Source organism: Helicobacter sp. 11S02629-2 (assembly GCF_002272875.1).
Taxonomy (GTDB): domain Bacteria; phylum Campylobacterota; class Campylobacteria; order Campylobacterales; family Helicobacteraceae; genus Helicobacter_I.
In genome coordinates this window covers 42,565-64,064 of the sequence record NZ_MLAN01000008.1, presented here as the reverse complement: position 1 = coordinate 64,064, position 21,500 = coordinate 42,565, and the positions used below count along the sequence as shown (strand labels likewise).

Annotated in this window: 34 protein-coding genes and 1 tRNA gene; 28 read left to right on the top strand and 7 right to left on the bottom strand. The window is 35.0% G+C overall.

The genetic code is table 11. The features are described from left to right. Positions 1-15 precede the first annotated feature (15 nt). The 15 genes from BKH40_RS06160 (at position 16) to BKH40_RS06090 (ending at position 7,916) form a co-directional block, all read left to right on the top strand. Positions 16-810 (top strand): hypothetical protein, encoded by a 795-nt coding sequence (locus BKH40_RS06160; protein WP_095277862.1) that lies wholly within the window; start codon positions 16-18, stop codon positions 808-810. Then, positions 803-1,174, top strand: a complete 372-nt coding sequence (locus BKH40_RS06155) for a DUF1353 domain-containing protein (RefSeq protein ID WP_095277860.1) — start codon at positions 803-805, stop codon at positions 1,172-1,174. Before BKH40_RS06160 ends, BKH40_RS06155 begins: the two co-directional genes overlap by 8 nt. Continuing rightward, entirely contained in the window at positions 1,175-1,549 is a 375-nt protein-coding gene (locus BKH40_RS06150; RefSeq protein ID WP_095277858.1) for a hypothetical protein, read from the top strand. After that, a complete protein-coding gene (locus tag BKH40_RS06145) occupies positions 1,536-2,108 on the top strand; it encodes a glycosyl hydrolase 108 family protein (RefSeq protein WP_095277857.1) in 573 nt (190 codons plus the stop codon). The genes BKH40_RS06150 and BKH40_RS06145 overlap by 14 nt, the downstream gene beginning before the upstream one ends. Then, complete coding sequence (locus BKH40_RS06140) at positions 2,101-2,445, top strand: hypothetical protein (RefSeq protein WP_095277855.1); 345 nt, start codon at positions 2,101-2,103, stop codon at positions 2,443-2,445. Before BKH40_RS06145 ends, BKH40_RS06140 begins: the two co-directional genes overlap by 8 nt. Further along, on the top strand, positions 2,405-2,614 hold the full coding sequence (locus BKH40_RS06135) for a hypothetical protein (protein WP_095277854.1): 210 nt from the start codon (positions 2,405-2,407) through the stop codon (positions 2,612-2,614). The genes BKH40_RS06140 and BKH40_RS06135 overlap by 41 nt, the downstream gene beginning before the upstream one ends. A gap of 14 nt (positions 2,615-2,628) precedes the next feature. Beyond that, positions 2,629-3,738, top strand: coding sequence for a phage tail protein (locus BKH40_RS06130; protein ID WP_095277852.1), 1,110 nt, complete (start codon positions 2,629-2,631; stop codon positions 3,736-3,738). 21 nt (positions 3,739-3,759) lie between these two features. Next, positions 3,760-4,263: a phage major tail tube protein gene (locus BKH40_RS06125; RefSeq protein ID WP_095277850.1), complete on the top strand. Its 504-nt coding sequence runs from the start codon at positions 3,760-3,762 to the stop codon at positions 4,261-4,263. Between the two features lie 16 nt (positions 4,264-4,279). Next, positions 4,280-4,585, top strand: a complete 306-nt coding sequence (locus BKH40_RS06120; protein WP_095277849.1) for a hypothetical protein — start codon at positions 4,280-4,282, stop codon at positions 4,583-4,585. 155 nt (positions 4,586-4,740) lie between these two features. Next, positions 4,741-5,358 carry a hypothetical protein gene (locus BKH40_RS06115; RefSeq protein ID WP_095277847.1) on the top strand — a complete coding sequence of 206 codons (618 nt, stop codon included), beginning with the start codon at positions 4,741-4,743 and terminating at the stop codon, positions 5,356-5,358. A gap of 12 nt (positions 5,359-5,370) precedes the next feature. Next, positions 5,371-5,937, top strand: a complete 567-nt coding sequence (locus tag BKH40_RS06110; RefSeq protein ID WP_095277845.1) for a hypothetical protein — start codon at positions 5,371-5,373, stop codon at positions 5,935-5,937. A 2-nt stretch (positions 5,938-5,939) separates the two neighbouring features. Further along, a complete protein-coding gene (locus tag BKH40_RS06105) occupies positions 5,940-6,143 on the top strand; it encodes a hypothetical protein (RefSeq protein ID WP_095277844.1) in 204 nt (67 codons plus the stop codon). A 3-nt stretch (positions 6,144-6,146) separates the two neighbouring features. Beyond that, positions 6,147-7,079: a hypothetical protein gene (locus tag BKH40_RS06100; RefSeq protein ID WP_095277842.1), complete on the top strand. Its 933-nt coding sequence runs from the start codon at positions 6,147-6,149 to the stop codon at positions 7,077-7,079. 10 nt (positions 7,080-7,089) lie between these two features. Next, the gene (locus BKH40_RS06095; RefSeq protein WP_143428462.1) at positions 7,090-7,509 is read left to right on the top strand and encodes a hypothetical protein; all 420 of its coding nucleotides are present in this window, start codon (positions 7,090-7,092) and stop codon (positions 7,507-7,509) included. Between the two features lie 83 nt (positions 7,510-7,592). Then, a complete protein-coding gene (locus BKH40_RS06090; protein WP_095277839.1) occupies positions 7,593-7,916 on the top strand; it encodes a hypothetical protein in 324 nt (107 codons plus the stop codon). 1 nt (position 7,917) lies between these two features. On the opposite strand, the gene BKH40_RS06085 is transcribed toward BKH40_RS06090, so the two are convergent. Both BKH40_RS06085 and BKH40_RS08750 read right to left on the bottom strand, forming a co-directional pair. Continuing rightward, entirely contained in the window at positions 7,918-10,197 is a 2,280-nt protein-coding gene (locus tag BKH40_RS06085) for a phage tail tape measure protein (protein WP_095277837.1), read from the bottom strand. A 100-nt stretch (positions 10,198-10,297) separates the two neighbouring features. Further along, on the bottom strand, positions 10,298-10,435 hold the full coding sequence (locus BKH40_RS08750; RefSeq protein ID WP_180675150.1) for a hypothetical protein: 138 nt from the start codon (positions 10,433-10,435) through the stop codon (positions 10,298-10,300). Positions 10,436-10,627: 192 nt separating this feature from the next. On the opposite strand from BKH40_RS08750, the gene BKH40_RS06080 reads away from it, so the two are divergent. Together BKH40_RS06080 and BKH40_RS06075 are read left to right on the top strand one after the other, a co-directional pair. Further along, positions 10,628-10,807, top strand: coding sequence for a hypothetical protein (locus BKH40_RS06080; protein ID WP_095277836.1), 180 nt, complete (start codon positions 10,628-10,630; stop codon positions 10,805-10,807). A gap of 4 nt (positions 10,808-10,811) precedes the next feature. Further along, a complete protein-coding gene (locus tag BKH40_RS06075; RefSeq protein ID WP_343217631.1) occupies positions 10,812-11,198 on the top strand; it encodes a type II toxin-antitoxin system death-on-curing family toxin in 387 nt (128 codons plus the stop codon). 25 nt (positions 11,199-11,223) lie between these two features. Here BKH40_RS06075 and BKH40_RS06070 read toward each other — a convergent pair whose 3' ends face one another. Both BKH40_RS06070 and BKH40_RS06065 read right to left on the bottom strand, forming a co-directional pair. Next, the gene (locus BKH40_RS06070) at positions 11,224-11,826 is read right to left on the bottom strand and encodes a BRCT domain-containing protein (protein WP_095277834.1); all 603 of its coding nucleotides are present in this window, start codon (positions 11,824-11,826) and stop codon (positions 11,224-11,226) included. Positions 11,827-11,843: 17 nt separating this feature from the next. After that, a complete protein-coding gene (locus BKH40_RS06065; RefSeq protein ID WP_095277832.1) occupies positions 11,844-12,680 on the bottom strand; it encodes a LexA family transcriptional regulator in 837 nt (278 codons plus the stop codon). Between the two features lie 149 nt (positions 12,681-12,829). Between BKH40_RS06065 and BKH40_RS06060 the strand changes: the two genes are divergently transcribed. Genes BKH40_RS06060 through BKH40_RS06020 form a run of 9 tightly spaced genes read left to right on the top strand, consistent with a single transcriptional unit; the run spans position 12,830 to position 16,641 of the window. Further along, positions 12,830-13,120, top strand: a complete 291-nt coding sequence (locus tag BKH40_RS06060; RefSeq protein WP_095277830.1) for a hypothetical protein — start codon at positions 12,830-12,832, stop codon at positions 13,118-13,120. A gap of 2 nt (positions 13,121-13,122) precedes the next feature. Further along, positions 13,123-13,371: a hypothetical protein gene (locus BKH40_RS06055; protein ID WP_095277828.1), complete on the top strand. Its 249-nt coding sequence runs from the start codon at positions 13,123-13,125 to the stop codon at positions 13,369-13,371. Between the two features lie 13 nt (positions 13,372-13,384). Then, entirely contained in the window at positions 13,385-13,630 is a 246-nt protein-coding gene (locus tag BKH40_RS06050) for a hypothetical protein (RefSeq protein WP_095277826.1), read from the top strand. A 12-nt stretch (positions 13,631-13,642) separates the two neighbouring features. Next, positions 13,643-14,071, top strand: a complete 429-nt coding sequence (locus BKH40_RS06045) for a hypothetical protein (RefSeq protein ID WP_143428461.1) — start codon at positions 13,643-13,645, stop codon at positions 14,069-14,071. 3 nt (positions 14,072-14,074) lie between these two features. Continuing rightward, the gene (locus BKH40_RS06040; RefSeq protein WP_095277823.1) at positions 14,075-14,377 is read left to right on the top strand and encodes a hypothetical protein; all 303 of its coding nucleotides are present in this window, start codon (positions 14,075-14,077) and stop codon (positions 14,375-14,377) included. A gap of 8 nt (positions 14,378-14,385) precedes the next feature. Further along, a complete protein-coding gene (locus tag BKH40_RS06035; protein WP_095277822.1) occupies positions 14,386-14,925 on the top strand; it encodes a hypothetical protein in 540 nt (179 codons plus the stop codon). 11 nt (positions 14,926-14,936) lie between these two features. Beyond that, positions 14,937-15,431: a hypothetical protein gene (locus tag BKH40_RS06030; protein WP_095277820.1), complete on the top strand. Its 495-nt coding sequence runs from the start codon at positions 14,937-14,939 to the stop codon at positions 15,429-15,431. Positions 15,432-15,442: 11 nt separating this feature from the next. Further along, complete coding sequence (locus BKH40_RS06025) at positions 15,443-15,685, top strand: hypothetical protein (protein ID WP_095277819.1); 243 nt, start codon at positions 15,443-15,445, stop codon at positions 15,683-15,685. 2 nt (positions 15,686-15,687) lie between these two features. Further along, the gene (locus BKH40_RS06020) at positions 15,688-16,641 is read left to right on the top strand and encodes a hypothetical protein (RefSeq protein WP_095277817.1); all 954 of its coding nucleotides are present in this window, start codon (positions 15,688-15,690) and stop codon (positions 16,639-16,641) included. Positions 16,642-16,763: 122 nt separating this feature from the next. Here the strand turns inward: BKH40_RS06020 and BKH40_RS06015 are convergent, their stop codons facing one another. From BKH40_RS06015 to BKH40_RS06005, 3 genes are all read right to left on the bottom strand, one after another. Continuing rightward, positions 16,764-16,976, bottom strand: coding sequence for a hypothetical protein (locus tag BKH40_RS06015; protein ID WP_095277816.1), 213 nt, complete (start codon positions 16,974-16,976; stop codon positions 16,764-16,766). A 427-nt stretch (positions 16,977-17,403) separates the two neighbouring features. After that, positions 17,404-18,513, bottom strand: a complete 1,110-nt coding sequence (locus tag BKH40_RS06010; protein ID WP_095277814.1) for a site-specific integrase — start codon at positions 18,511-18,513, stop codon at positions 17,404-17,406. A gap of 242 nt (positions 18,514-18,755) precedes the next feature. Beyond that, positions 18,756-18,830 (bottom strand) — tRNA-Asn (locus BKH40_RS06005). 159 nt (positions 18,831-18,989) lie between these two features. Here BKH40_RS06005 and BKH40_RS06000 point away from each other — a divergent pair. After that, positions 18,990-20,597, top strand: coding sequence for a DEAD/DEAH box helicase (locus BKH40_RS06000; RefSeq protein WP_095277812.1), 1,608 nt, complete (start codon positions 18,990-18,992; stop codon positions 20,595-20,597). A 28-nt stretch (positions 20,598-20,625) separates the two neighbouring features. Then, positions 20,626-21,477 carry a pseudouridine synthase gene (locus tag BKH40_RS05995; protein WP_095277811.1) on the top strand — a complete coding sequence of 284 codons (852 nt, stop codon included), beginning with the start codon at positions 20,626-20,628 and terminating at the stop codon, positions 21,475-21,477. Positions 21,478-21,500 lie beyond the last annotated feature (23 nt).

The window sequence follows — 21,500 nt, the reverse complement described above, 5'->3', positions numbered from 1 at the left end:
AACAAAAGGAAAGACATGCAAACCCAAGAAAATCAAAACATACAAGAACTAAGCAAAAAGCTAGATGGACTTATGGCAAATCTTGAAAACTTACACCAAAGTATAGATATACAATCAAAGATAAATACCCTAGAAGTCTTTACTAAAAACGCAAAAACTGAGATATTAAACACCTTGCCAAATAATGCAAATATAAAGCTTGAAGGCAAAAGCGAGCTAGAAAAAGCAAAAATCTTAAAAGAACAAGAGCTTAATAAAATCTGTGATGGACTGATAGTTCGTTTTAAAAGTGATGCCTTAGGGAGCCCACACTTTTATGACTTTAAAGAAGAAGACCAATTAAATCTTATGGGGCTTTATAATTTAAAAGTAGACAGCTTTTTTAGATGCCAAGCTGAAGGAAAAGACTACAAAGAAAACTTACCACATACAAAAAAACAGTTAGAAAAAGTTGCAATAGATGGCGGCAACAACAAAACTAAAGCCATATTTGAGTGCGGAATACTAAAAGATTATCTAAGAAATCTAGACTCAATAGATGAGGTAAAAAAACTAAACTATGATTTCTTACCTACGCTAAAAGCAAATCTAAAAATAGATGAAAATGCATACATGGCAAGTATGAAACCTGAAGTATTAACCTCTGAGATAAAACCATCAATCACAAGCCCAGAGCCTAATTCTGAAAGCCCACAACCTAAAGACGAAAAAGCAAAAGAGCAAACACAGCCCAAAGGAGATACACAGCCTAAAAGCCAAGCCGAGCCAAAAGATACACAGCCTAAAGCTAGTGGGGGCAATAATGTCTAGTTTTACAAAGCCTCTAAAAGTAGAAGTTTTAGAAGATGGGAAGAGCTATAAAGTCTTAGAACCCTTTTACTACTATAGAGAAGATGACAACTCTAAAACTATAGATGTGCCAGTAGGTTTTATAACAGACTTTGCCTCTACTCCTAGAATCTTATGGAGTGTGCTTCCTCCTTTTGGAAGGTATGCTAAAGCTAGTGTCATTCATGACTTTTTATGCGAAAGATTCCATAAAGGGCTTAATACTAGAAAAGAGGCAGATTATATATTTTTAGAAGCGCTTAAAGCTAGCAAGGTCGCCCCTTCTAAAATCTACACTCTCTTTTTGGGTGTTAGACTTTACTCCAAGCTAAAAGGATATAAATAAATGGAAAACCAACTAATAGAAAGTGGAATCCACGCTGCTGGTACTTTTGAAAGGCTAGGTATAGTAGGAGTGCTTTTTATAGTGCTTTTATATATGTTTTATCTTAACAAAGTGCAAGTTACCAAGCTAACAACGGCAGTAGATGACCTAAAAAACTATCTCAAAGCAAGGATAGAGGTAGATGAGTTTTACATGAAAAGCATGGCTGAAAGAGATGCAAAGCTAGCAGAGGCTGAAGGGCGAATAATAGATCAAATAAAACAAAATCGAATCGTAATAGAAAAACTAGTCTTAAGAGAGCATGACAATTTAAAACAAAAGAATCTAATCAAAGAAAAACTAAAAGAAAGCGAGGAGAGAAATGGCAGACTTTAAGCAGGCAAAAGAAAAAACGTTAAAGCACGAAGGTGGCTACTCCTATGACGCAGATGACTTAGGGGGAGAAACCATATACGGTATAGCTAGGGAGAAAAATCCTAGCTTTAAGGGATGGAAAAAAGTAGATGAAGTAAGAAAAAAAGTATTCATAGAGCCTACAACTCCAAGTAAGGCTAAGGGAAATCTGATTTTAAATATTTTAAAAAATGACAAAGACTTTCAAGATTCTATAAATGACTTTTACAAATCTAACTACTGGGAAAAAATAAAAGGAGATGATATAAAAAGCCAAGACTTAGCCAATCAACTTTTTGATATGGCAGTAAATATGGGAGTAAGTAGAAGTGTAAAACTAGCCCAAAGCTACTTAAAAGTAAAAGAAGATGGAATCTTAGGAGATAAAACCCTACAAGCACTTAATAATATAGACGCTGAGGTTTTAAATCTTTGGCTAGTAGATGCTAGGAAGGATTATTACGAAAGGCTAGCAAGGGCACGCCCTGCTTTAAGCAAGTTTTTAAATGGCTGGAAAAAAAGGAGTGAGGACTTTGCTTAATTTTTTGCCTAAGGCATCAATTGCTTTAAATATGCTTTTAATAATAATTTGTGCTTTTTTTATAGCCCAAAATCATCTTTTAAAAAAAGAACTAGAAAATCTAAAAACAAATCTAATAAGCACAAATCTAGCCTTAGAGTTTCAAAACAAAGCCCTGCAAAATAAAGCCCTAGACCTAGAAAGCTATAAAGCCAAAAAGCCAAAAGTAGAAGAAAAGATAATCACAAAATATCAAAAGATCTATCTACAAGATGATACTTGTGAAAGTGAACTAAACAGTGCCAAAAGGCTACTAAATGCGTTTTATAACAACAACACTCCTAGCCCTAGTAATTAGTGGCTGTGCAGTGCAAACTATAAAAGAGCCAGTATACATTCCAACAAAATGCGAGGTAAAAAAACCAGTAAAACCAAACCTAAGTAATAACTTTTTACAAGACCTACGTGCTACTTTTATATATAGCGAAAAGCTAGAGCATGCATTAGATTTTTGTATTAACAACTAAACAAAGGAGAAAAAATGTCAGCAAAATACGGTGTAAATATAAGTTTAACAAACAAAGCAAGCAGTGCTATAGAGATAGATAACACCAACCCTATAGCCTTAATAGGAGATGACACAAGCTTAGTAGGGCTTAGCTTGTATAACTCAGTAGATGAAGCCCTAGCAAAAGTAAATGAAGGCACACTAAAAAACGCCCTAAATGATTTAAAAGCTTGTGGGTTAAAAACTCAAGTTATCTTAAGCAGTTTTGTAAAATCTGGCGAAGGGGATGAAAACGCAAAAAAGATAGCTGATAACAAAGCCTGTGTAAATTCTATAAATGAACTTAAAAATGTAGAAAACACCCTAAAGATAAAACCTCGCTTTATCCTAGCCCCTGAATATAATGACACAGGAGTGCAAAACACACTTAATACTGTAGCTACTTCTTTAAGAGCTATATATGCCATAGAGCTAGATAAAAAAAGTGAAACAGAGATAAAAACAGCACTAGAAAGCATCTCTACAAAAAGAGCCATCATCTCTTTTCAAAAAGTAGTAAGGAATGATTCTGTAATAAGACCAGCAAGTAGTTTTTTAATAGCTTGTTATGCGAAAGTTATGAGTGAAAGCCCTTTTGGATTTAGCGAAACTTACTCTAACAAAGTAGTAGCAGGCATAACTTCCCTGCAAGATGTAGTTGAACACTTGCAGGGGGAAGATTCATTAAGCGATCGCCTTCGTGCCTTAGGAGTTACAACTCTTTTCATAGATAAAGGTATAAGGGCATGGGGTGGAGAAACAAGAGATAAAGACTTCCCTAGCCTGCACACAGTAGTTGTACTAGATAGGATTATAGAAGCACTCTTTAATTCTTGCAAAGATGCAATAGATAGGCGTGTTAAAGATGTGCTAGGTTTTAGCATCCAGTCTATAAATAACTTTCAACAAAATCTAATCGGGGCTAATGTCTTACTAGGCTACTTAGTAAGCTTGCCAAAAGATAAAAACACTAATGAAAGCCTAGCTAAAGGGCAAGTAAGCTTACAGGTAGACTTACAAGTTATGCCGCTACTTAAACAGTTTAATATCTTATTAGTCCAAGTAGATAGTTTTAGCCAAGAGCTAGTAAAACAAATAGCATAAAATAAAAAGGAGAACAAAAAAATGAACTTTTCACCACAAATATTTACAGGCGGTAATATCTTTTTAGATGGTATAGGAAACGTAGGCTTGCTTAAAAGCATAGATATGCCAAAGCTAGAAAATGAAACTTTAGAGATAAGTGGAGCTATAGGAAAAGCTGAGCTTGTACTGCCTAGTCTTAAGCCTTTAAGCGTTAAGTTTGAGATACAAGCACTAAACCCTGTAGTAATACAACTTTGCAGTGGTGTACTTATAAAAACAGTAAATGTAAAGCTTAATGCTTCCCAAGCCGGCATAGTGCAAACTAACTCAAAAGTAGAAGGCATCTTTATAGGTGCTGCTAAAAGCACAGAATTACCAAAGTATGAGATAAATGGGGAAGTGAGTTTTAGCGTAGAGATGAGCGTTTATAGTTTTACTTTGATGCTTGAAAATGTACCAGTTATAGTCTATGACTTTGAAAATGGAATCTATACAGTTAATGGTATAGATCAGTTAGCCGCCATACGTGCAAACATAAACTAAAAAGAAGGAGAAAAACATGGCAATTTATGGAAACTATAAAACCTTAGAGCACACTTTTGGAGATGGAAGGGTGGTAACTTTAAAGCAGTTAGGCATGCAAACTATTTTAAAAAACGCAGTATCAAAAAATAACTATAAAGAAGGAAGCCCAGAGTACGCAAAAGCTACTTTTGATGAAGCAGTAAATATATTTATAGATATGAGTAATGGAGAGCTAGAAAGAGAGTATCTCTACTCATTGCCAGATGATGAGGTATCAAGACTTATGAAGGTACTAGACAAATTAAGAGAGGGCGAAAATAGCACAGAACTAAAGGACTAGCTAGTGGTGTGGCGTTGATATGCCGCACCTTAAACTTTACCCTAAGAGACTGCAAAGAGATGAGCTATCAAGAATATCTCTTATATATAGATATAGCCAAAGATTTAATAGAGCGTGAAAATAAGGAACTTAAGGGCATATAAAAAAGGCAAAAAATGATAAACATAAGAGCACTAATTAACGCTAGTAGCAATAAAGCACAGTTTGACGCCCTAGTTAGAGATAGTAAAAACAACACAGACATAAAAGCAGAGAGTTTTAAAATAGATGTAGAAAACCTAAAAAATCAAGCTAGTGATAAAAGTAGCACTAAGGCACCAAGCTTGCAAGATAAGCTAAAAACACTAACAGACAAAGAAAAAACTACCAAGCAGGCTAAGCCCTTTAGCCCTAGTGAGTTAGACAAAATAGTAAAAATAGATAAGTATATATTTAGTGCAAGGCATGGTATAGATAGCCTAAGTACTGCTTACACCTTAGGTATAAAAAAGTTTGACACACTAGAGCGTCCCTACTATATAGCTATAGGTGGGGATGAGGTTAGAGTAAGTTTTGCACTAAGTTTACTTTGTGATGACATAGAATACATTAATGGCTTTAAAGCCTTAGTCTTAAAAAAAGAGCCTTTAAACTTTTCTACCCTCCAAAGTACAGAATCTAAAAAGATACTAATAGATAGCTTTACTTATAAATATTCACGTTTTAGTAAAGATGCCAACAAAAACTCCACTTTTTTAGAGCTAGATGTAGATATTAATGGGATACTTCTATAGAGGTGGTCTAAAATGCAAAAAGACTTAAGCGACTTAACAACAAAAGTTAGCACTGTAGCCATAAGAAATCTTAATGGCTCACTTAATAAGATAGGACAAGCTCAAAGGGCAATGTTTAGTGAAAAGTACTTTATAAGTGGCAAAAAGTATAAATACTTTACACGCTTTAAAAAAGCCACAAAAGAAAAGCTTAGCATTGAAATAATTAGCCTAGATAAACAATATAGACTGCCAATTGCTAGCAGGGTAATGCCTAGCAGTGTGACAAGTAAAGGAGTAGTAAGCAAAATAGGAACAAAAAACCGAGTAAAACTCGATGGGGCATTTTTTGCACTAAACTCTAAAAGGCACGCAATGCTAGTAACTAGGAAAGAAGGTGAAGACTATATGATAAATCTAAACTCTCCACTTCAAAGTAAAAAGGGAAGAAAAAAACCCATACAAAGCGACATAGTAAGCATCTATAACGCCCAAGTGCACTATGGCTCTAAAATGAAAGAGTTAAAGCCACGTTTAGAGCCTATAGCTAAAAAGATAGTAGAAAAGAGTTTAAAACTCTTATTAGACAAAACGAGGTAAAAATGAAAACATACACAGCAAAGGCAGGGGATAGGCTAGATTTGATATTTGCATCTAACTATAGCAATGAGTATAAGGAGAGGTATGCAGAGTTTTTATATAGCAATATAGAATTTATAGGAGTAGATGTTTTTGAAGGAGGAGAGCTTATAAACTTACCAAACTTTGAAACGCCAACTAATCCCAACACTGGCATATGGAGCTAAAAGATGTTTTTAAAACCTAAAATAAAGCTAAAGGTTAATGGCAAAGATGAAACCCAAAACTTACGCATACAAAGCCTAAGCTACAATGACTATAGTAAGGATAGCATTGATACTCTAAGCTTAACTTGTGCACCTAACGCCAAGACTTTAAACTTTGGAGATAGGTGCGAGCTTTATTTGGGTTATAAGAGTTATAACTTTTTTGGTAGCTTTTATATATCTTCTATAAAAGAAAACTATTTAACAAGTATGGAATATGAGGCTTTAAGTATAGACTTTAGCAAAGGCTTAAAGAATCCAAAAAATAGAAGTTTTAAAACCCAGCCAGTAAAAGACATTATAGAATCTATAGCAAGAGAAAATAACTTAAAAGCAAAGATTGACTTCGATAAAAGTAATACTTATGTTTTTATAGAGCAGAATAACGCTTCTGATACTAGCCTTTTAAATGATATCGCAAAAGATTTTAATGCCAACTTTGTTATAAAAAATGATACGTTGATATTTTTAGATAAAGATAAAGATAAAGCAAAAGAAGATTTAATATACTCCCTTGATGCCTCGTCTCTTTCAAGCCTAAGCATAGAGCACAACAACAAAACAGACTATAAAAGCCTTATAGCCCACTATCTAGATCTAGAAACTAATACTACAAAAAGCCTAAAGGTAGGAAAAGGAGAGCCAAGTATCTCTAAAAACTATAGTCTTGCTAACCAAGCCTTTAGTTTAAGTGAGATAAGGCTAAAGGCTGAAAGTGACCTTTTAAAACTTAACGAAGGACTAACTAAAGGAAGCTTTACAAAAGTAGGCGGCGTTATATTTGCAGGGGCTTTTTTAGATCTAAAGTTAAGAGGGGAAATTAAGCGCTACTTACTAACCCAAGTAAGCCATACTTTAAGCCCTGAAAGCTGGAGCATGAGTGCTAACTTTGAATAGATATAGCCACATGCTTAGTAAAAAAGAAGTAAAAGAGATAAGCAGTGAAGTTTTAAATGGTCTCTATCTAATTTACAAGCTGCTGCAAGCTAAAAAGTTTGATATAAAAAAGCATAAAACTTTATATACATTTTTAGCCCTTGTGATAGCTTTTAGTGATGAAGAGTATCTTATAAATAGACTTCAAGGGGCTTACTTTGGAGTAAAGTCTAGCAATAAAAATGGGTTATGTGTAAAAAACTACAAGCAACTTTGTATATTTTATATAAGTGATGAGGTTAGCTTATATGGACTAGCTCCCAAAGACTACAAGCTTGCAAGGGTGTATAAAAGGCTTTATGTTTTAGTGGAAAACCAAAGCTTTAACTACTCAAAGCTAAAAGAAAAAGAGGCAAAGTATAAAAAAGCAAAGATGGAAGAGAAAGCATAAAAGTATTGAATACTGTATCAATTTTTGTTATTATCTATAAAAGCTAAATATTTTTAATGCTTAAAGCTACGTAGGGAGTTCTCATGATAATCGGTGCTGTAGTGATTTTTGTGCTTGTTACGCTATTTGGCGGTCTCTTTAAACTCCTAGCTTTCCTTGTAAACGGTGGTGGGGAAAAGATAGCAAAGGGTTTTAGTGATTTTGATAAAAGCATTAGTGAACGCATAAAAATACAAAACGAAAAACTTAAAATGCCAATAGATAAAAACGCTCCCTTGCAGTGGAAAGACTTTAATGACGTAGGTACAAGGACTGGGAGGCTTGCTTATAAGTTATCTAGGATATGGCTTGCGTTTTGTATTAGTATCCCAGTGATAATAGCTACAGTTGCCATACTTTCAAAATAGCCTAATCACTATAAGTAGCTACTGCCCTTACTACTTCTTTAGGGTCTGCATTAGTTACTATAGTTATAGTATTTGCATTAGTCACATTAGAGTTAGTAGTATTAGAAGCACTAGAGCTCTTAACTGCTAGGCTTTGAAGCTCCTCTGCCTTTGGCGGGGCTTTGATTTGAGAAAGCTTAACAGTGGTGCTAAGTCCTAGCTTATCGCCAATGCTCGCTATAAAGTTAGAAGTATCATTAAAAAAGCCACTTATTTTATTAATAATCCCACTTATAAAACTAAAAAGCTTAGAAAAGACATCTCCTACTGCCTTCCCTATACGTTCACCAGTACTACTAAAATCTTTTAAAGCCCCTGTAGCACTTTGCATATTACCAAAGAGGGCATTAAAGATAAAAGATATAGGTGTAAAAACTACTTTTACCATATCTCCTATACCTTTTAAAAGTGGCATCATAGGTTTAAAGGCTTCACTAAAGCCTTTAAAAAAGCCACTAAAAAAAGTACTTATAGGCTTCCACCAGTAAATTATAGCTCCAGCTACTACTGCTATACCAGTGGCTATTAATCCTATAGGATTTTTTAATAAGGCAAAAGTCATTATATTTATACCACCAGTAACTGCTTTTATTGCAAGCTTAAAGTAGTTCAAAGGGTTTATTGCCCAAAGTGCTCCTTTCCCAAAGCTTCTTATGCCTTTGCTTAAAAGTGGCAAGACAGTGTTATAAGCTAGGGCATTTGTAGCAGCCTTGTAGGTTTCTTTACTTAAGAGGTTAATTCCATTACTAGCTATAAAACTAGCAGGGAGAATCTTAACTAGTATAAAGCGTAAAGGATGAAGTGCAGAGGTTAAAGCAAAACTTGCTAGTTTTGCGCTTATAGCATAGATTTTAAAACCTGCAAAAGCTATACCTAGTCCTACTACTGCATATCTTGCAATAGGAGATATTTCTAAAAACGCAGCAAAAGAGTTGGTTATAAGTGCAACTGTTTTTGCAAACATATTTACTACTGGCAAAAACACTGTGCCTATTGCATTTCCAAGTCTAGCAAAGGAGTTACGCATAAGCTGCAACGAGTTATTAGTGGTAGCTGAGACTGCTTCAAACTCTTTTTGCATAGAGCCAGTATAATTAGACTTATTTCCTAACTCTTTTACTATCTTGTCTAGGCTTTCTACATTTGAAGTAATTAGGGCAATCTTAGGTGCTGCTTCTTCTCCAAAGAGGTTTTTTAGTACTCCTATTTGTTGACTTTGATCTAAGGTAGAAATAGATTTTAAAACGCTTTTTATAGTTTCAAAAGGATTACTGGCCATAGCTTCACTTACGTCACTTACGCTAAGCCCTAAAGTCTTAAGTGCAGAGCTTACACTACCAGTAACATTACCACTACTCAAAGCCCCTAAAGTTGTAAACATCTTATTAATAGCCGTGCCTGCTTGATCACTAGGTACTTTCATATTAGCAAAAGCGGTACTTAGTGCAGTAGCTTGCAAGGAAGTAGCACCTAGTGCCTTAGATGTTCCTGCTATCCTTCCTAATATATCTACTATCTCTTTAGGGGCGGCTGCGGTTTTGTTGCTTATATAGTTTATAGCATCTCCTAGCTCTGTAACTTTATCTAATCCTATGTCAAAGTTGTTCATAAGTTTGGCTATATTATCCCCTGCTTCTTTTGTGCCTAGATCAAAAGCTGTAGACATCTTAGCTACTGTCGTAGTAAAAGGGATAAGTAAGTTTTTTTTCAGTCCTAACTGCCCACCACTAGCTACTATGTCAGTTAAATCTTTAGCCGCTAAGGGTATAGACTTAGTTAGATTCCATATCTGATTTTGAAAGTTTTTAAGCTCGCTGTCAGAATCAAAATCTACTACTTTTTTTATATTAGAAAAACTACTTTCAAACTCTCTAGCTATCCCTAAAGGCTTACCGAAAGTCGTCAATAAAGCGGCTCCTACCCCTAGTATTTGATACTTCATGTCTACTATAGATTTAAAAGCTTCCTGAGTATCAAGCTTTAACTTAGTAGTAGTTGCTAGCTTTATCTTATCTTGTAATATATTTAAGTCTTTTTGAAACTTTGGTAAGGGGATAGCCCCTTTAGCTATATCATCTTTTAGTTTTGCAGTAAAAGCATTAAACCCTTTAGTGCTTTCTTCTATGCCCTTACTTAAGCTTTTACTTAGTTTTTCTCCTAAAGTAGCAGTTTGCCTATCAAACTGATGCAGGCTTTTAGTAAGTGTGCTTATATCTGCGGTTATATTTAAAGTTACTGCCATTTAATATGTCCTTACAGTTTTGTTAAAGATATATTACTAATAAATGCAATAACTCAGCACTTAAGCCTAAGGGGTAAGGCCAAGATCGCTTAAAGTAGTTTTAGTCTTTTGGATCATCTTGCTCTTTTGGATCATCCTTTACAAGAGATCCAGCGATCATAATTAACAAATAGAACACACCAAAGATTATAAATATAATACTAATTATGGCTACTATAAAATTAACAAAAGCTTCCATATATTCTCCTTTGGTATTAGATTATAAATCATAACAAAAACTTAACACTTATAAAAGTAAAACTAACTAAATATTTAATTTTGTTTTTAACGCACAATATCACGCACAATCACACTAGATAATTTTATAGCTATATTTAGCCATTTTTGGCATAATGTAAAAAGTTATAAAGGATAAAAGAAGGAGTATGTTATGTTAGCCCTAAGTAAATACAAAAAATGTAATATGACAAAACTAATATACATCTTATACCCTAAAAAAAACGCAAAAACTAAGTTTAACAAAGACTATGAAGAGCTAAAAAAAGATATTTTAGAACTATTAGAGGATAAAGAAGTAAAAGGTGTTTTTGATAGATTAAAAGATAAGTAAGCTAGTGATAAGATATCTAAGTCTAAAAGAAGTACTAGATTTGCATGATGTAGTATTAGATAAACAAGTTGGGCTAAAAGGATATAACCCTAAACAGTTAGCCTACTTAGAATCTGCACTAATCCATATACAAAACGACACCTACTACCCAAGCCTTATAGATAAACTAACCCATCTGATGTTTTCTTGTATAAAGTTTCACCCCTTTAACGATGGCAATAAACGCACATCTTTACTTTTAGGTATGAGTTTTTTAAGGATAAATGGAGTTGATAAACCCCACCTTAAACCCTTCGCTTTAAAAATGGAAAATGTAGTTATTGATGTTGCAAGTGGCAAGATTAACAAAGTGGCTTTAAATGAGACAATAGAAAGTATTTTAAAAACATAACTTCTTTAATAAATCTTTTACATTATTAGATAAACCTTACAAGCCACTCTTCGCTTATAAACTCTATTTTAGCCCCTTTCTTCTTTAGTTCTAGTGCATCTTCTATCTTAGTGCCAAAATTACCATATTTATAAGCATCACTAGCCACCCCACCTATAACTATATAACGAGTATTTCCTGAAATATTTCTTTGGCAAGTGCCACCTTTACGTTTTATAATCTCTTCGACAGCACTTCGCTTAGACATCAAAAAAACACCAGTTAAAACAAACCCACTACTCTCAAACTCTAGTACTGGCTCGCTAAAAGGAAGAAGTGAAGGGGTTGTGGCAAAAGTTTCATCTTCACCCTGCAAACTGCCGACTAAAGAGCCAAAAAGGTTTATAAGCTCAACTTTTTCTTCTTCATCTACAACACCATCAGCTAGTACTTTTTTTACTACTGGTACAACCTCACTAAAAGGAAATATATGCGCAAAATGCTCTTGCCTATCTAGCCAGCCATGAAGTGCTTTTACTTGCTCTGTGTTTATAGGACCAATGGATAACATCCTTGCCATACCTAAAAGCTCGCTTATGGCTTTTATTTTATATCCATTTTTGTATTTAAAATACACTTGTTCGTCCATGTTTGCTCCTTTTTGTTTTAATAAATCTTTTTTAAAACTATGCCTACTACTACCCCCACTATCTCATAAGCCTTGCCCTCTAAGTCTATAGGCTGGTAGTTTTTGTTTTCGCTAAGTAGCCTAAGGCTTGGCAGTTTTTGCAGGCGCTTTATATAGAGGTCTTTTTCTATCCTGCACACACACGCCTCGCCATCTCTTACTTCACGCTTTTGTATAAGCACCAAATCCCCACCATTAAGCAGTGGCGTCATAGAGTCACCTACTACTCTTATGATAGACAAGTTAAGTGTTGATACTAAGTTATAAAAAGATTTCAGCTCGGCTTTATTAAAGTCTACAAAAAAACTTATAGCACTCTCGTTTTCATAGCCTTCTCCTGCTGACGCGTAGACTTCATAAAAAGGAATGCTAACTTTGGAATCTGATGATGAGGTGGGATCTGCTATGTGGGGCTTAGGGGTAGGAGGGGGTGGGGGGTTTTGTGTTAAGGACACAAAAGGAAAGGTATTAAAACTTTTTGAAAGATAACTTAAAGGAGAAAAAGAATCTAGATCTTTTTTTAAATTATTAAGTGGGCTTAAGGCTTCAAAAGAGTTTGATAATTTTTTATCCATCTCCCTTACTTCTTTGGTAAAAGTGCTTTCTTCTCCTAGTATATCCGCTAGCTCTCTAGCCTTTGAGATGGGGAGTTGTTTGGCAAGGTGGAGGAGTTTGTTTTCTTGATAATGTTTAACAGGAGATAAGCTGTTTTCTATGCGTGAAATCTGCCTAGTTGTAAGCTCAAGTCTATCAGCTACAGTATTTTGGGACAACCCCATATATTCCCTTATAGTTTTAAATTCTTTACCAGTCACTCACAGTCCTTTGTTTGTCTAATTCTATCTATTATTAACTTTTATCGTCAATGGACATTAAAAAGATTAAATATAGAAAAATATTTGACATTTTAATTTTTTTTTCTATATAATGTCATAAGTAATTTTAAAGACAATAAGAGGACATTATGAACACTTCAAAATATAGACCCATACAAACACACAGAGATAAAGTGCTAAGAGACTATGGCTCTATTAGTAATCTAAGTAAAAGTTTGCAAGTGCCAAGAGTTAGCTTAATAAACATGATGGCAAAGCCAGTTATAACTTGCTTTAAAAGCGATAAAAATCGCCTAGCCTTTAACTTCCTCCTAGAAAACGGTTACATCACCTACGCTGATGAGATAGAAAGCAAAGATGTAGAAAGCAAAGAGCTAGCAGCTACAAACCCAAACAAACCAAAAACGCAAGGAAAGTAAAAATGCAAGCAGAAAAACAAGCACAAAAACAAAGTGATAAAAGCTTAAGCAAGCTAGAAGACCACCACAGAAATCTATACACAGACAAAAACTCTAACTCCTACATGATAAGAGGACATAAGGCTGACTTTAACTCGCGATACTTTTTTGAAGATAGTGGAGCGATCAAAACTAGAGCAAAGCTTGGCGTGTGCAGTGATGAAGTCATAGTTGACTATACACTAGATGATAAGCCATTTATAGACTACTAATAAGGAGCAAAAAATGACACAAGAACTTACAGAAGCAACTATAGAAAAAATGGAAAAAGTCAAAGAGGCTTTTAAGATAAGCCAGAAAGAACTACTTGAAACTAGAAACTTAAGGCTATATAACACCGACTTAGATCTAGCCCTAACCTACTTTAAAAGTAAAAGCAGAGAAGAGATAGATACTAGGCTTTCTAGTGAAACAGACCTAAGATTCCGCGCTGTGCTTAGAGCTGCACTAGGCTTAAGCACTTGGGCATAAGTGGGCAAAGCTATGATAGAAGTTGTAAATACACCTTTTGGAGATGTAGAAGTAGAGATAAAAGCTAGCGAGGTAGAAGAAGTAAGGGCTTTTAGCACGCTAAAAGATCCCCTAGATGAAGTGCCTGTTATAGAAGTAGAAGAAGCCATAAAAGAAGAATCTAAAAGTCCTTTTAGAGATGAGGCTAGCCCCTTTAGTGATAAACCAAAGGCTAGCACGGCTAAAAGCCTTTTTGCTATAGAGTTAGACAAGGACTTTAGCTTCAAAGACACAGTCAAAGAAGTTTACATCATGTCCCATCGTTTTGATGACTTACTTGGACTTTTAAAAGATGAGTTAGAAGGGCTAAGGGAAGATGAAAACTATAAAAGCTTAAGTGTAAATGTAGTTAAGACAAAAGAAGAGCTGCTTTATAAAGTCACTTTAAAAAGAAAATTTTAAAAAATGAAATATAAGGGCAGAGTTTTTGAAAGGATAAGAAAGCTTTTTGATGAAAACGAAGCACTGTTTTACTATGAAATGGAGCCAAAGACAAAGCAGAAATACACCACTTATCTAAACAAAACCAAATACAGGCATGTAGAAAAAGAGATACTTGCCCCAAGCGAGTGGAGCGATAGGGGTGAGTTAATGAAATTTAAAGACATCGCTAAGGCTACTAATATGAGTGAAAGTGCTGTCAGGCAGCACTTTAACGAAGGCATGCAAAAGATTGCACCATTACTAAAAGACTACTTTAATAAATGAGGTAAAAAATGACACAGATTCAAGAGACAAAAAAAACTTTTCAAAACAGAATCGTTTTTAATAGCTTGCGCCCTAAGCCAAAAACTTCTATAAGCCCATATCGCTTTAAGCTAGAAGGCATGAGCTTAAGCATATACATGGCTAGTAGTGAGACTATAAAAACACTAATAAAACTAGGTGGCGTAAGTGTGCTTGAAGCAAGAGAGGCAAACGTACACTACTACTTTTATCAAAAGTTAGCAGCCATCTTAAACGAGGGCAAAAAGCCAAGTAGTAGCACAGAAAGAGATTCTATAACCATGCAGTTTTATCTTATTTCTTCCTTGCTTGCAGCAGTTTTAGGCGTATCGATGAGGTTAATAAAAAGCCTTATAGATGAAGAAGGAAGAAGCAAGACAAAAAAACTTGAAGAAGCCTTAAAAGAAGAGCTTAGGAAAAGGGGCATAAACGACCTACTAACCGCACAAATACTTATAGATGAAGCACATAGACTAGTAACTCGCTTTTTCCCACACGTGTGCACAGATATAGAAGTTATAGACATATAAAAGGAGAAAAAATGACAGCTTCACAAACACTAAAAAAAGAGTTAGACGCACTAGTAGGGGCACAAAGTGCTGCTATAAAAAAAGTCCTTGACAGATCAGAGACGCAAAAAAAACTAATAAAAACATTCACCATAAACCTAAACTTAGTGCCACAACCTGAAGGAAACTCAAATAGACCCATATGGTTAAAGAATATGTCTTTAGAAAGCGAAGAAGACAGCAAGCCAGTGCTTAGCCTCTACTTACTTTCTGCAAAAACCCCAGCACAACATGCAAGCCGCATATTAGAAGCTTTTAAGACTAAAAGCTACTTTAGAAACTGCGGACTACTAGACAAGAGACTAACAATAGAGCATGTGGTTATAAATATAAGAGATAACAAAACAGCAGGCACTTACTTAGTAAAAACTAAATACACAGATGAACTAGTTGAGCTTTTAGTTAAGGGGATGGAAAATATTTTTGACATGAAAACTATATCAGTAGAAACAGTTTTAAGTGTGTAAAAGGAAAGAGAATGAGCAATCTAAGTTTTGAGCAACAACTAATAATAGCCGCCACACAAGCCATCATCGCAAAACACGACGTGGTGGTAAAAGATGAGGTTGTAGCAAGTCTTTTAAACCTAGAGCTTGACACTTTGAAAAACAAAAGATGTCAGGGTGATAAAGACATACCCAAGTACGCCCAGCTTAAGGGGAAGAGGGTCTTTATGGCAAGTGATATAGCAGAATTTATGGTAAAAAGTAAAAAGTTTTAAAAATGTTAGAAGCAAGCAATAATAACTACTCTTTAGGTTTAGATACACAAGTCTTTGTAACCTCAAAGTATAAGTTGTGCAAGATGCTAAAAAAAATGGCATTAGAGCGTTTGCCAAAAGATAAGGCTTTAAGGCTTGAAGTTTTAGAAGAAAAAAATCTTTTCAACATGTTAAAAACAGTAAATGATACAACTAAACAGGCTAATCATTTTATAAATCATAAATGCAGACACCTAATCCCAGCTAAGCCATGTAAAAAGCACCCCTTTCAAGCTAGCATCTTAAAGATAGAGCAAAATAATCGCTTTCTATCTAACACCATGATAGTTTTAGAAAACACAACAAAGACTTATGCCCTAGCACGCAAAAACCATAAACGACTAAATACCTACGTGATGGTAATCTTTCCAGGTCTTCATCAACCTAGTAAAAACATAAACGCAAAAACTTTAAAGCTCTTGCGTAAACTTAGAGATAAAATAGTAACTGACAGTATAGATCTAGCCTTAGACTTTAGTTTGAAAAGCGAAGTATCAAGCCCTGAGATAAGAACTAAAACTAAAAAAGTACTAGAGCATCTAGCGAAACGTAATCGTGACTTTAACTACTATCATCAAAGCATATACCTAAACAAGCCAAGACCTATAAGTGGACTGCAGCGAGTGCTTTTATATGATAAGTATCAAAAACAGACTAACTTTCACGCTGAACCCATAAAAGAAGAGCTTAAAGACTGGAAAAGGCTAGAGCTTACTTTTAAAGTAGGAATGAAGTGGGATAAGTTTGTAGAAAGTGGAAGATTGCAAGAGTGCATAAACTTACTTGAAAACCTAGCTATAGAGCTAGAAGCTTGCACGCCCTTTGGGGTAGATACAAGTGCACTAGATAATCAACTAAAAAAGCTAAAAGATCTAAGGATCTGCACTGATATACCCGCGTGGGCTAAGGTAGCTTAGAATCTAGTTAAGATCTCCATTTTAGTGGTGCTTTTAATCTATATGTAGTTGTAAAAGTCTAAAAGAGGCTTAAGCAGGTTTGAGAAGGATGCTTTAATGGTTTTTTAATATCTTTTATATCTTTATCCCCCATACTTTTTAAGCATACCCATAACCTCATCAAACCTTTTAGCCCTCTCATAGTAGTATAAAAAGGGTTCAACCCAAGCAGGGACTGGCTTAGTATCATTATTCCAGTTATTAACTGTGTTATAAGAGATGTTAGCTAAATCTGAGAAGTCTTTTTTACTTATACCTAGCTCTATCAATCTAGTAGTTAGTGCGTCTTTATCCATCTTTTAACCTTTTTATATTTTATACACGTATTATTATAGTTTTTTTATATACATATGATAAAAAAGCCTTGACTTCATAATCATTTTAATGTATAATTATATTGTTTTTATATCAACTAGATGTAGAAAGATCTTAAATTAAAGGAGTAAAACAAGATGGCTAAAAAATTAATAATCCTACTATTAATTTTAAAAATTATCCACGAGATAGTTTTAATCTTAAAGCTTATAACCTAAGCCTTAAGGGGTGGTAAATACCACCCTACCATCTTGTTTTATAAGTAGCAAGCATAACATAAGGAGTTTAAAAATGGAAGTACTGGGGCACATCTTAAATATAGTAGAAACTATCATCGTTATAGGGTTGCTAGTCTATGTGGGCAGGCTTAATAAGCGTATAAAGGCACTAGAAGATAAACGCTCTTAACTAGTCCCAAAGGCTACTAACCCACTCTTTACCGCTAGTAGGAAGCAAGTGGGCGTATCTCATAGTCATCTTTATGTCTTTGTGGTTTAGTAGTTTTTGGATGATTTGTATAGGTGTGCCTTTAATAGCTAGATGGCTAGCAAAGGTATGGCGAAGAGAGTGGATGACTACGCGATGCTTTCTGTCATTTTTGTCTAGATCTTTGTTAAAAAGGGCATTTAATATATCTTGCAAGTGCCTTTTTAGCGTTCTAGCTGGGGTTTTAAAAAGAATGTTAGAACTTTTATCACTTTTGTCCTGCAATGTAAAAGCCTTAAGTGCCTGCTTAGCAGTAGGCGTTAAAAAGCCGTTATATTTGCTTTTATTTTTAAAGTCTACTAGTTTTATAACCTCAGCTTCTAAATCTATATCTTCAAGCTTTATGTTACGCACAGTTTCAAAACGTCCACCCATACTAAGGCTAAGGGCTACAAATAAGTAGATTTCGGCGTTAGCGTGGGCTCTGGCTACTTTTAGTAGTAGCTCTACCTCATCAGATTTTAAAAAGCGTTCTCTTGCATTATCAACCTTTAGCTTTTTGATGTCTTTTAGAGGGTTACTAAATGGTAGGGCGTACTCTTTTATACCAAAGTCTATAATGGCTTTTAGGCGGTTTAGGGTTTTGTTTATAGTTACTGGGCTTTTTTTGTCTTTTAGAGTTAATAGATAGTCATTAATCTTGCTTTCTGTTATGTCATCTATCTTCAGGCTACCAAAAAACGGATTTATGTGATTTAACGCCTCACCACTATACTCGCTTAGGCATCTAGCGTTTACGTGCAGTGACGTTACTTCAAGATAGCGAGGGATGATATCAGATATAGTGAGTTCATTGGCTTCTATATACGGGGTAAAGTGCATAAGCTCTAGGCGTTTTAGACTGGCTTTCTTTTCATTCCAACCACTAGCCTTAGTGCCAACTTTAACCTCTACCCTTTTACCACTTTTATCTACATAACGTACATAATAAGATATATCGCCATCTTTTGTGTTTTTGCTTCTTACGCCTTCGTATTTAAGGCTTGTTTTGCTTGCTACTGGCTTTGTTTTGTCTTTATCTTTGTCTTTCATCTTTTATCCCACCCTTTCCCCATTTCGTCCCCATTCTGTCCCCGCTGAAAAATTATTGTGCGTGGTCTATTATAGTTCAAAAATGGTCGTAAATGATTTTAGAGTGTATTTATGTAGCTAATCTCATAGCTTCCAAACTCCCTAAAATAGGGGCTAAAGTTATGCAAAATGATGTAAATAGGATGAAAAATTATCGTGCGTGATGTTTTAAGCTAAGATTAAGTTTTAAAGGGATTTTATACTGGCTCTGGATGTAGGATTCGAACCTACGACCAAGTGGTTAACAGCCACCTACTCTACCGCTGAGCTAATCCAGAATGAGGTTTTTATTGATTGAAAGAAGGGATTGTATAAAAAAAATTCACTCATGTCAATAGAAAAGTGCATTTTTTATCTATAAGCACATAAAGTTTATAGGATTTGGGTCAATCTAGGTTATAATCTTATGCAAATCCAGAAATTACAAGAGAGTATATATGTCAAATCAAGATCTACTAGATAGTAGTACGATAAGCTCAAGTGAGAGCAACCTAGATGCATTTAAAGCATTAGGATTAAAAGAGCAAGTTATAAAAGGTGTAAAAGAAGCAGGTTTTACTACACCTTCCCCCGTCCAAGAAAAAGCTATCCCTCCGATTTTAGAAGGAAAAGATGTTATAGCCCAAGCACAAACTGGTACTGGCAAAACTGCAGCTTTTGCCCTTCCTATATTAAATATGCTAGAAGGTAACTGTGGTATAGAAGCACTAGTCATCACTCCAACTAGAGAGCTTGCTATGCAGATAAGTGATGAAGTCTTTAAGCTAGGTAAGTTTTTAAGAACTAAGACAGTTTGTGTCTATGGTGGTCAAAGTATAAGAAGACAAGTTGAGCTTATAGAAAAAAATCCACAAGTTATGATAGCAACTCCGGGCAGGCTGCTAGATCACTTAAAACATGGTCATATAAAAAACTTTAACCCTAAAATAATCGTCCTTGATGAAAGTGACGAGATGCTAGATATGGGCTTTATAGATGATATAGAAGAGATCTTTAGCTACATACCAAATAGCATCCAAACCTTACTTTTTAGTGCGACTATGCCTTCAAGGATAAAACAGCTTGCAGACAAGATTCTATGTGAGCCAGTTTTAATTAAGATAACTTCAACTAATGTTACTAATACTGACATATCACAACGCTACTATATTATTAATGATAATGAAAGAAATGATGCCCTAACTAGACTTATAGACACAGAAGCCCCTGGTAAAAGCCTAGTGTTTATAAGAACCAAAAGAGAAGCAGATGAGGTTAATGGCTATCTGCAAAATAAAGGCTATAGATCTGTAGCACTCCATGGAGATATGGATCAGCGTGCAAGACGCTCAGCTATAGAATCTTTTAAAAGAGATGAAAGTGATATCTTAGTAGCTACAGACGTGGCAGCTAGAGGACTAGATATAAGCGATATAAGCCATGTTTTTAACTATCACATGCCACTTAATATAGAATCTTATGTACATAGAATCGGACGTACTGGAAGGGCGGGTAAAAAAGGAGTAGCCATAACTCTTGCTACACCTTTAGAGTATAAAGAGCTTAAAAGAATCCAAGCTGAGATTAGTTCGACTTTAGAACTTTATGAGATTCCAGCTGTTAGTAATGATGAGTTAATCAATAAGATCTTATCCGCTAAAGTGACTGATGATGCCATCCTTTGCTATGAAAGCATAAAAGATAAGATAGATAACGCCCAACTTATACTTAGACTTATAAGTCTAACTTTTGGCTCTAGTGCTAAGATAGGTATGAGTAAAAAAGACTTTGAAGCTAGTTTTGTAAAAGATCTTAAAAAGAGAAATGATTTTAAATCAGGTGGCGGCGATAGAGGCAGAAGCGGAGGCGGTAGACGCTTTGGCGGCGGAGGCGGTGGCTCTAGAGATAGAAGAAGTGATAGAGGCGGCGAAAGAAGCGAGAGAAGTGGCGGAGAGAGAAGTGATAGAAGTAGCTCTAGAGACTTTGGTAAAGGCGGAAGCAGTGGCAGGAAAGAGTTCTCAAAAGGTGGAGACTTTAAAGGTGGAAGCAGATCAAAAAGATACTAAGAAATCATCATAAAAAGCTTGCCAATTTATGCGACTAAATAAGTATATATCCAATAACTCCAACTACTCTAGAAAAGTAGCTGACCTCCTTTTAAGTGAGGGTAAGGTTAAGATAAATGGCAAAGTAGTTACCCCAACTACACCTTTGCCAACTACTAAGTTTAAGCTAACTATTAATAATAAGCCCATATTTGATATCACAAACTACACAGTTATCATCTATCATAAGCCAAAGGGTGAGATAGTAAGTAAAAGCGACCCACAAGGACGCAAGACTATCTTTCACTCACTTAGTTCAAGATATAAGTTCTTTACGCCTGTTGGGAGATTGGACTATGCAAGTGAGGGCTTATTGCTACTTAGTGACTCTAAACGTGTAGCAAGTCAATTAATGGAATCTAGCCTTACTAGAAAGTACATCATAAAAATAGATTCTAAGATAACTAAAGAGATGATTGAAGGGCTAAATATCGCAGTAAGTGAAGGATTAGAGATAGAAGATGCACGTGCTGGTGGGCATGAAAAAAGCCTTATAACTTCTATGCACTTTAAGTTTGAAAGCTATGAGATAACTAAAAGTAGTGAAAATTTTTCAAGGCTAAAAATAAGTCTAAGTGAAGGCAAAAATAGAGAGTTAAGACGCTTTTTTGCCTACTTTAAGGCTAATGTGTTAGACTTAAAACGCGTAAGTTATGGCTTTATAAGCTTAAATGCCCTGCCAGTTGGAAAAACTCGCTTTTTAACCAAAGAAGAATACAAAGATTTGCATGAGTTTTTGGGCGATGAGCAAGGATTTGGCAAGAAAAAAGCCTTTAAGAAAAAAGTATCTAATACAAAAGATTTGGCTAAAAAAGATTTTGATGATGAAGATTTTGACTAAGCATACTTAACTAAAATACTTAG

Excerpts from the sequence above, each read along its gene's own strand:
- BKH40_RS06100 (WP_095277842.1), top strand. The coding sequence starts at position 6,147 with ATGTTTTTAAAACCTAAAATAAAGCTAAAGGTTAATGGCAAAGATGAA.
- BKH40_RS06025 (WP_095277819.1), top strand. The coding sequence starts at position 15,443 with ATGAGCAATCTAAGTTTTGAGCAACAACTAATAATAGCCGCCACACAA.
- BKH40_RS06000 (WP_095277812.1), top strand. The coding sequence starts at position 18,990 with ATGTCAAATCAAGATCTACTAGATAGTAGTACGATAAGCTCAAGTGAG.
- BKH40_RS06130 (WP_095277852.1), top strand. The coding sequence starts at position 2,629 with ATGTCAGCAAAATACGGTGTAAATATAAGTTTAACAAACAAAGCAAGC.
- BKH40_RS06150 (WP_095277858.1), top strand. The coding sequence starts at position 1,175 with ATGGAAAACCAACTAATAGAAAGTGGAATCCACGCTGCTGGTACTTTT.
- BKH40_RS06070 (WP_095277834.1), bottom strand. The coding sequence starts at position 11,826 with ATGGACGAACAAGTGTATTTTAAATACAAAAATGGATATAAAATAAAA.
- BKH40_RS06090 (WP_095277839.1), top strand. The coding sequence starts at position 7,593 with ATGATAATCGGTGCTGTAGTGATTTTTGTGCTTGTTACGCTATTTGGC.
- BKH40_RS06115 (WP_095277847.1), top strand. The coding sequence starts at position 4,741 with ATGATAAACATAAGAGCACTAATTAACGCTAGTAGCAATAAAGCACAG.
- BKH40_RS06040 (WP_095277823.1), top strand. The coding sequence starts at position 14,075 with ATGAAATATAAGGGCAGAGTTTTTGAAAGGATAAGAAAGCTTTTTGAT.
- BKH40_RS06155 (WP_095277860.1), top strand. The coding sequence starts at position 803 with ATGTCTAGTTTTACAAAGCCTCTAAAAGTAGAAGTTTTAGAAGATGGG.
- BKH40_RS06125 (WP_095277850.1), top strand. The coding sequence starts at position 3,760 with ATGAACTTTTCACCACAAATATTTACAGGCGGTAATATCTTTTTAGAT.
- BKH40_RS06110 (WP_095277845.1), top strand. The coding sequence starts at position 5,371 with ATGCAAAAAGACTTAAGCGACTTAACAACAAAAGTTAGCACTGTAGCC.
- BKH40_RS06120 (WP_095277849.1), top strand. The coding sequence starts at position 4,280 with ATGGCAATTTATGGAAACTATAAAACCTTAGAGCACACTTTTGGAGAT.
- BKH40_RS06095 (WP_143428462.1), top strand. The coding sequence starts at position 7,090 with ATGCTTAGTAAAAAAGAAGTAAAAGAGATAAGCAGTGAAGTTTTAAAT.
- BKH40_RS06020 (WP_095277817.1), top strand. The coding sequence starts at position 15,688 with ATGTTAGAAGCAAGCAATAATAACTACTCTTTAGGTTTAGATACACAA.
- BKH40_RS06160 (WP_095277862.1), top strand. The coding sequence starts at position 16 with ATGCAAACCCAAGAAAATCAAAACATACAAGAACTAAGCAAAAAGCTA.
- BKH40_RS06030 (WP_095277820.1), top strand. The coding sequence starts at position 14,937 with ATGACAGCTTCACAAACACTAAAAAAAGAGTTAGACGCACTAGTAGGG.
- BKH40_RS06080 (WP_095277836.1), top strand. The coding sequence starts at position 10,628 with ATGTTAGCCCTAAGTAAATACAAAAAATGTAATATGACAAAACTAATA.
- BKH40_RS06035 (WP_095277822.1), top strand. The coding sequence starts at position 14,386 with ATGACACAGATTCAAGAGACAAAAAAAACTTTTCAAAACAGAATCGTT.
- BKH40_RS06135 (WP_095277854.1), top strand. The coding sequence starts at position 2,405 with ATGCGTTTTATAACAACAACACTCCTAGCCCTAGTAATTAGTGGCTGT.
- BKH40_RS08750 (WP_180675150.1), bottom strand. The coding sequence starts at position 10,435 with ATGGAAGCTTTTGTTAATTTTATAGTAGCCATAATTAGTATTATATTT.
- BKH40_RS06145 (WP_095277857.1), top strand. The coding sequence starts at position 1,536 with ATGGCAGACTTTAAGCAGGCAAAAGAAAAAACGTTAAAGCACGAAGGT.
- BKH40_RS05995 (WP_095277811.1), top strand. The coding sequence starts at position 20,626 with ATGCGACTAAATAAGTATATATCCAATAACTCCAACTACTCTAGAAAA.
- BKH40_RS06015 (WP_095277816.1), bottom strand. The coding sequence starts at position 16,976 with ATGGATAAAGACGCACTAACTACTAGATTGATAGAGCTAGGTATAAGT.
- BKH40_RS06105 (WP_095277844.1), top strand. The coding sequence starts at position 5,940 with ATGAAAACATACACAGCAAAGGCAGGGGATAGGCTAGATTTGATATTT.
- BKH40_RS06010 (WP_095277814.1), bottom strand. The coding sequence starts at position 18,513 with ATGAAAGACAAAGATAAAGACAAAACAAAGCCAGTAGCAAGCAAAACA.
- BKH40_RS06060 (WP_095277830.1), top strand. The coding sequence starts at position 12,830 with ATGAACACTTCAAAATATAGACCCATACAAACACACAGAGATAAAGTG.
- BKH40_RS06050 (WP_095277826.1), top strand. The coding sequence starts at position 13,385 with ATGACACAAGAACTTACAGAAGCAACTATAGAAAAAATGGAAAAAGTC.
- BKH40_RS06085 (WP_095277837.1), bottom strand. The coding sequence starts at position 10,197 with ATGGCAGTAACTTTAAATATAACCGCAGATATAAGCACACTTACTAAA.
- BKH40_RS06055 (WP_095277828.1), top strand. The coding sequence starts at position 13,123 with ATGCAAGCAGAAAAACAAGCACAAAAACAAAGTGATAAAAGCTTAAGC.
- BKH40_RS06045 (WP_143428461.1), top strand. The coding sequence starts at position 13,643 with ATGATAGAAGTTGTAAATACACCTTTTGGAGATGTAGAAGTAGAGATA.